This window comes from uncultured Aquincola sp. (assembly GCF_964001545.1).
Lineage (GTDB): Bacteria > Pseudomonadota > Gammaproteobacteria > Burkholderiales > Burkholderiaceae_C > Aquincola.
Window position 1 is genome coordinate 1 of sequence record NZ_CAXFDV010000743.1, and the last position, 6,263, is coordinate 6,263.

9 protein-coding genes are annotated in these 6,263 nt (G+C 67.5%); 4 read left to right on the plus strand and 5 right to left on the minus strand.

Annotated features, from left to right (window positions below):
- A partial coding sequence (locus tag ABNT58_RS26060) for a Txe/YoeB family addiction module toxin (protein WP_348756296.1) occupies positions 1-143 on the minus strand: 143 nt, incomplete at its 3' end.
- Positions 140-391 carry a type II toxin-antitoxin system prevent-host-death family antitoxin gene (locus tag ABNT58_RS26065; protein ID WP_348756288.1) on the minus strand — a complete coding sequence of 84 codons (252 nt, stop codon included), beginning with the start codon at positions 389-391 and terminating at the stop codon, positions 140-142. The genes ABNT58_RS26065 and ABNT58_RS26060, both read right to left, overlap by 4 nt.
- An 82-nt stretch (positions 392-473) precedes the next feature.
- Between ABNT58_RS26065 and ABNT58_RS26070 the strand changes: the two genes are divergently transcribed.
- Positions 474-833, plus strand: a complete 360-nt coding sequence (locus tag ABNT58_RS26070; RefSeq protein WP_348756289.1) for a glyoxalase/bleomycin resistance/dioxygenase family protein — start codon at positions 474-476, stop codon at positions 831-833.
- 19 nt (positions 834-852) lie between these two features.
- Here ABNT58_RS26070 and ABNT58_RS26075 read toward each other — a convergent pair whose 3' ends face one another.
- The 3 genes from ABNT58_RS26075 to glgX form a co-directional block, all read right to left on the minus strand.
- Positions 853-1,179: a plasmid stabilization protein gene (locus ABNT58_RS26075; RefSeq protein WP_348756290.1), complete on the minus strand. Its 327-nt coding sequence runs from the start codon at positions 1,177-1,179 to the stop codon at positions 853-855.
- 22 nt (positions 1,180-1,201) lie between these two features.
- The gene (locus tag ABNT58_RS26080) at positions 1,202-1,558 is read right to left on the minus strand and encodes a hypothetical protein (protein ID WP_348756291.1); all 357 of its coding nucleotides are present in this window, start codon (positions 1,556-1,558) and stop codon (positions 1,202-1,204) included.
- A gap of 162 nt (positions 1,559-1,720) precedes the next feature.
- Complete coding sequence (gene glgX, locus ABNT58_RS26085; RefSeq protein WP_348756292.1) at positions 1,721-3,841, minus strand: glycogen debranching protein GlgX; 2,121 nt, start codon at positions 3,839-3,841, stop codon at positions 1,721-1,723.
- A 234-nt stretch (positions 3,842-4,075) separates the two neighbouring features.
- Here glgX and ABNT58_RS26090 point away from each other — a divergent pair, with 234 nt between their 5' ends.
- From ABNT58_RS26090 to ABNT58_RS26100, 3 genes are all read left to right on the plus strand, one after another.
- Positions 4,076-4,723, plus strand: coding sequence for a TetR/AcrR family transcriptional regulator (locus ABNT58_RS26090; RefSeq protein WP_348756293.1), 648 nt, complete (start codon positions 4,076-4,078; stop codon positions 4,721-4,723).
- Between the two features lie 133 nt (positions 4,724-4,856).
- Positions 4,857-5,858: a tripartite tricarboxylate transporter substrate binding protein gene (locus tag ABNT58_RS26095; RefSeq protein ID WP_348756294.1), complete on the plus strand. Its 1,002-nt coding sequence runs from the start codon at positions 4,857-4,859 to the stop codon at positions 5,856-5,858.
- Positions 5,859-5,879: 21 nt separating this feature from the next.
- The coding region (locus ABNT58_RS26100) for a Gfo/Idh/MocA family oxidoreductase (protein ID WP_348756295.1) at positions 5,880-6,263 on the plus strand (384 nt) is incomplete at its 3' end.

Sequence of the window (6,263 nt, forward strand, 5' to 3'; positions counted from 1 at the left end):
AGCGGCTCGGGCTTGCCGACACCTGAGAACGGCTCGCGCCTGACTTCCTGAATCAGACGGTTGATGCGCTCCACCATCTTGCGATCCTGCTTCTGCCATTGCAGGTAGTCGTCCCAGGCCTCATCGGCAAACACCAGCTTCACGGCGCCAGATCACGCTCGACGCCCTGGCCTGCAGCGAGTTGAGAGGCCGCGGACAACAGGCGCCTGGCGTTGGCCGGGCTGCGCAGCAGATAGGCGGTTTCTTCGAGCGCCTGGAAGTCATCCAGCGACAGCATCACCACCGACTGCTGTCCGTTGCGGGTGATGATCAACGGTTCGTGGTCCTCGCACACCCGATCCATGGTCTTGGCCAGATTGGCGCGGGCGGCGCTGTAGGTGATGGCGTCCATGCGGCACTCCTTCGTTGTACTTAATATTGTACAAACACAGCCCTTCCAACCATCACGATGCCGGTGCCCGAGAGGAACTTCGATGACCCAGTTGATCGCACTCATGATCCACGCGGCAGATCCAGCCGCCGCCCGGGCCTGGTACCAGAACGCATTCCGCGATGCGATCCACGTCCAGGCTATCCCTGGCCTGGAAACGCTGCGCCTGGGAGGCGTCCAGCTCGAGTTCGTGCCCGCCGACGACAAGGTCGCCTCAGGGGCAGCGGGCACGGTGCCGTACTGGGAAGTTCCCGATTTCACCTCGGTGCTGGCCTGGTTCCAGTCTCAGGGCGCCGTCCTGTACCGCGGTCCCATGGCGATCGAAAATGATCGTGTGATGTGCCAAGTCCGGGATCCATGGGGCAACTGCATCGGCATCCGGGGCGCGGAGAGCCGAGCGTGACGCCCGACAGCCGGACGCCCTACCGCCCCACCGCCTCCAGCAACTCCTGCTTGCTCATCTTCGACCGCCCCTTCACGCCTTTGTGCCTGGCCTCGTTGTACAGCTGCGCATAGGTGCGGCCGCCCTCGCCGGTGTGCGAGCGCTGGCCGCCGCGGTGGCTGGGGGAGACGTCGTGGACCGACGACTTGCTGGCGGTCCTGGATTCGCCGTGCTGGGCGCGTTCCTTGTTCACCGTGCGGGCGGCGATCTCTTCAGCCACCTTCGTCGGCTTGCCGCGGTCTTTCAGGCTGGTCTTGATGTGCTCGTACTGCCGCTCTCGCTTGGCAGACCAGTCGGTGCTGGGCATGGGGGTCTCCTTCGCTGGAAAGTCAGATGCCGTCAGGCACCGAGTACCACTGGCGCAGCACGTTGATCTCTTCGATCAACGCCGCCTTGCATTGCTCGCAACACAGGCCGCTCATCGGGCCGATGTTCCAGTTGCAGCCGGTGGCGTCGCGCGGGTGCTTGATGATGGCCACGTCCACCAGGCCACCGCATTCGGGGCGGTGCCAGGCCACACCGCGCACCAGCTTCTGCACATGTGTCGCCGGTATCTGCAGGTGGCCGCGGCTGTCCCAGCGGCCGGCCAGCTGCACCTGCAGGTCCTCGTGCGCCTCGCCCCGGGTGGGAAAGGCCACCAGCGACACCTCCATCGTCGTCAGCGACCGCTGCTGATCCGAGACCATCGCCCAGCGCCACAGAAGATCTGCGTCCTGGACGAGCTCGTATTGCCACTCCATATCGACCTCCGCTGCCAATGCATGCGCCTGCGCAACAGGGGGCAAATGCCATTCCCGCCCGTGCCCGCGGCCCCGGCAAGCGTGGGGGCGGCAGGCGCGGGACAGGCATCAGCGAGAGATGAAGAGCAGCAGCGAGCGGCCCGCCATCTGGCGCATCGTGCCGCCTTCCACGCGGTCGCCGCAGGCATCAGGCTGCGCCGTGTCCACCGCCAGCTCCCACTGGCGGCCGTCTTCCGGCGGCGCGGGCAGCGTGAAGTCGATCGGCTCATGCCAGGCGTTGAACAGCATCAGCACCGAAGCGTCCTCGGCCGGGCGTTCCAGGTGGGTGCGGGGCGCACGGCCGTCCAGCGTCAGGCCGAAGCACAAGGTGTTGCCGTCTTCCCAGTGGCCAGGCTGCATCTCCTCGCCGGCCGGCGTCCACCAGACGGCATCGCGCAGGCCCAGTTCCTCATGGGTGCGACCGGTGAGAAAGCGCCCACGCCGCAGCACCGGCAGCTCGCGCCGCAGCGCCAGCAGCCGCTGGGTGAAGGCCTGCAGCGCCTGACCGCGCTCGTCGATCGCTTCCCACTGCAGCCACGAGATGTCGTTGTCCTGGCAGTAGGGGTTGTTGTTGCCGTGCTGGGTGCGGCTGAATTCGTCGCCCGCGACCATCATCGGCGTGCCCTGCGACAGCAGCAGCGTGGCCAGCAGGTTGCGCTGCTGCTGGGCGCGCAGCGCATTGATGGCTTCGTCGTCGGTCGGGCCTTCGGCGCCGCAGTTCCATGAGCGGTTGTCGCTGTGGCCGTCGCGGTTGTCTTCGCCGTTGGCTTCGTTGTGGCGCTCGTTGTAGCTCACCAGGTCGGCCAGCACGTAGCCGTCGTGCGCGGTGATGAAGTTGACGCTGGCCCAGGGCCGGCGGCCGCGGCGGTTGAAGGTATCGCCGCTGGCGGTCACGCAGCCGGCCAGCGCGGCGGCGGTGCCGGGTTCGCCCTTCCAGTAGCTGCGCACGGTGTCGCGGAAGCGGTCGTTCCACTCGGCCCAGCCGGGCGGAAAGCCGCCCACCTGGTAGCCGCCGGGGCCGCAGTCCCAGGGCTCGGCGATCAGCTTCACGCTGGACAGGATCGGGTCCTGCCGGCAGGCGTCGAGGAAGCCGCCGCCTTCATCAAAGCCATACGGCTCGCGCGCCAGGATGGTGGCCAGGTCGAAGCGGAAGCCGTCCACCTGCATCTCGGTCACCCAGTAGCGCAGGCTGTCGGTCACCATCTGCAGCACCCGCGGGTGGCTCAGGTTCACGGTGTTGCCGGTGCCGGTGTCGTTGATGTAGTAGCGCGGCTGGTCGGGCAGCAGCCGGTAGTAGCTGGCGTTGTCGATGCCCTTGAAGCTCAACGTCGGGCCCAGTTCGTTGCCTTCGGGCGTGTGGTTGTAGACCACGTCGAGGATGACCTCCAGACCCGCCTTGTGGAAGCGGTCGACCATCTCCTTGAATTCGTCGACGCTGGGCTCGCACAGGTAGTCGGGGTGCACCGCGAAAAAGCCGATGGTGTCGTAGCCCCAGTAGTTCTTCAGACCCTTGTCCAGCAGGAAGGGCTGGCTCAGGAAGGTCTGGGAAGGCAGCAGCTCGATGCTGGTCACGCCCAGCGTCTTCAAATGCTGGATCACCGCCTCATGGCCCAGGCCCTTGAAGGTGCCGCGCTCGGCCTCGGGCACCTGGGGGTGGCGCTGGGTCATGCCCTTGACGTGGGCTTCGTAGAACACGGTGCAGTCCCAGGGCACCCGGGCGCGTTCGCGCATCTTCCATTCGAAGCTGCTGTCCACCACCACGCACTTGGGCACGAAGGGCGCGCTGTCGCGCTCGTCGAAGCTCAGGTCGGCATCGGGATGGCCCACGGTGTAGCCGAACAGCTCGTCGCGCCACTGCACCTCGCCCACATGGGCGCGGGCATAAGGGTCGAGCAGCAGCTTGTTGGGGTTGAAGCGGTGGCCCTTTTCGGGCTCGTAAGGGCCGTGCACCCGGTAGCCATAGCGTTGGCCGGGCTTCAGGCCCGCGATGTGGCCGTGCCACACCTCGTCGGTGTACTCGGGCAGCGCGATGCGCGCCAGCTCCTGCTGGCCGCTTTCATCGAAAAGGCAGACCTCCACTTTCGTGGCGTTGGCGGAGAACAGCGCAAAGTTGACGCCATCGCCGATGCAGGTCGCACCACGCGGGTGCGGCGTGCCTTCGCTGAGGCGGGCGTCGTAAGAAGTGGGCATGCGGGCAGGTCCTGGCTGGGCGGCGGGTGGGTCTGGCGGCCGTGCACACAGCACCGCCAGTGCAAGACCCGATGCTCCGCGCCGCCTGTACCGGCGTGTATCGGCGCCGCACGCCAGCGCACGTCGGACAGCGCCGACGCGGCGCCGACAATCGGCCAGCGCCTGCCGCCGTCTGGCAGCAGGCGCTCAGCCGATAATTCACCATACAGTTAACTGCAGGCACTTCCAGCGCCCATGAGCACCGAGTCTCCACCCGCCACCGACGAGCGCCTGCGCGACGCCGACCGATCGCAGGCCACCATCCTGGCCGCCGCGCGCGACGAGTTCGCCGAGCATGGCCTGGGCGGCGCCCGGGTCGACCGCATCGCCGAGCGGGCCGGGCTGAACAAGCGGCTCATCTACTACTACTTCACCGACAAGGAACAGCTGTTCCGCGCGGTGCTGGAGCAGGCCTACCGCGACATCCGCGCCGCCGAACAGGAATTGCACCTGCTGGACCAGAAGCCCGCCGACGCCGTGCGGCGGCTGGTGGAGTTCACCTGGAACTACTACCTGGAACACCCGGAGTTCCTGACCCTGCTCAACAGCGCCAACCTGCACCGCGCCCGGCACCTGGCCGACTCGCAGCGCGCGCGGGAACTCAACAGCCCGCTGATCGAAACCCTGGCCGAGATCCTGGAGCGCGGTCGTCGAGAGGGCAGTTTCCGCGGCGGCGTGGACCCGCTGCAGCTGTACGTGTCCATCGCAGGCATGGCGTACTTCTACCTGTCGAACAACCACACGCTGTCGGCGGTGTTCGGCCGCGACCTGATGACGCCCAAGGCGCTGCAGCAGCGCCTGTCGCACATGAGCGACGTGATCCTGGGCTACCTGCTGCCCTGAAGCACCGCTTCGGCCCGCGGCGGGCCGCTGCCAGCCCCGGGTAACTCCCAGCCCCGCCGGGCTGTACGTCACGCGCGCCGCCCTCCTAGAATCAATTCACCAAACGGTGAATTAGAAGTTCGAGGAGACCGCGATGAAGTTTGTACGCCGCGCCGCCCTGGCGCTGTCCTCCACCGCCATCGGCATCGCACTGCTGGGCGCCGCCGGCCCGGCCGCCGCGCAAGGGCCGGGCGCCAACGGCTACCCCAGCAAGACCATCCGGGTGATCGTGCCGTTCGCGGCCGGCAGCACCACCGACATCATGGCCCGCGCCATCAGCGACAAGCTCAGCGCCAGCCTGGGCCAGCAGGTGCTGGTGGACAACCGCGGCGGCGCCAGCGGCACCATCGGCCAGCAGATGGTGGCCGCCGCCGCGCCCGACGGCTACACGCTGCTCATCCATTCGTCGTCGCACACCGTCAGCCCCTGGACCTTCGCCAAGCTGCCGTTCGACACGCAGGCCGACTTCGTGGGCATCACGCCCATCGCCTCGCTGGCCAACGTGATGGTGATCTCGCCCGCCAAGGGCGTGAAGACGCTGCCCGACCTGCTGGCCGCGGCGCGGGCCAAGCCGGGCAGCTTCAACTACGCCTCGGCCGGCCAGGGCAGCGCCACGCACCTCAATGCCGAGAAGTTCAAGCTGGCCGCCCACATAGAAGCCACCAACATCCCCTTCAAGGGCTCGGCCGAGGCGGTGAGCGAAGTGCTGGGCGGCCGGGTGGACTACTACTTCTCGCCCATCGCGCCGGTGATCGGCCAAATCAAGGACGGCCAGCTGCTGGCGCTGGCGGTGGGCTCGCCCAAGCGCTCGGCCGCGCTGCCCGACGTGCCCACCACGGCCGAGGCCGGCGTGCCGGGCTCGGAATTCAACTTCTGGATCGGGATGATGGCCCCGGCCAAGACCCCGCGCGAGATCGTCAAGCGCCTGCACGACGAAGTGGCCAAGGCACTGGCCTCGCCCGAGGTGAAGGAGCGCTTTGCCAAGCTGGGCGCCGACCCCTGGACGCTGCAGCCCGAGCAGTTCGACCAGTACATCAAGGACGAGATCGCGGCCAACGCCAAGCTCGTCAAGGCCGCCGGCCTGTCCCCGCAATAAACCAAACCGGAGAACTCGAAGATGGCCACTCAACGGCTCGGCATCGTGATGCATGGCGTCACCGGCCGCATGGGCATGAACCAGCACCTGATCCGCTCCATCGTCGCGATCCGCGCGCAGGGCGGCGTGCAGCTGCGCAACGGCGACAAGGTGATGCCCGACCCCATCCTGATCGGCCGCGATGCCGAGAAGATCGAGGCGCTGGCGCGGGCCCATGGCATCAACCGCTTCGGCACCAACCTGGATGCCGCGCTGGCCGACCCGGCCGACACCGTGTTCTTCGACGCCGGCACCACGCAGATGCGCCCGCAGCTGCTGGCCAAGGCCATCCACGCCGGCAAGCACGTCTATTGCGAAAAGCCCATCGCCACCAATCTCAACGAGGCGGTGGAGATCGCGCGCCTG

Excerpts from the sequence above, each read along its gene's own strand:
- ABNT58_RS26065 (WP_348756288.1), bottom strand. The coding sequence starts at position 391 with ATGGACGCCATCACCTACAGCGCCGCCCGCGCCAATCTGGCCAAGACC.
- ABNT58_RS26070 (WP_348756289.1), top strand. The coding sequence starts at position 474 with ATGACCCAGTTGATCGCACTCATGATCCACGCGGCAGATCCAGCCGCC.
- ABNT58_RS26075 (WP_348756290.1), bottom strand. The coding sequence starts at position 1,179 with ATGCCCAGCACCGACTGGTCTGCCAAGCGAGAGCGGCAGTACGAGCAC.
- ABNT58_RS26080 (WP_348756291.1), bottom strand. The coding sequence starts at position 1,558 with ATGGTCTCGGATCAGCAGCGGTCGCTGACGACGATGGAGGTGTCGCTG.
- glgX (WP_348756292.1), bottom strand. The coding sequence starts at position 3,841 with ATGCCCACTTCTTACGACGCCCGCCTCAGCGAAGGCACGCCGCACCCG.
- ABNT58_RS26090 (WP_348756293.1), top strand. The coding sequence starts at position 4,076 with ATGAGCACCGAGTCTCCACCCGCCACCGACGAGCGCCTGCGCGACGCC.
- ABNT58_RS26095 (WP_348756294.1), top strand. The coding sequence starts at position 4,857 with ATGAAGTTTGTACGCCGCGCCGCCCTGGCGCTGTCCTCCACCGCCATC.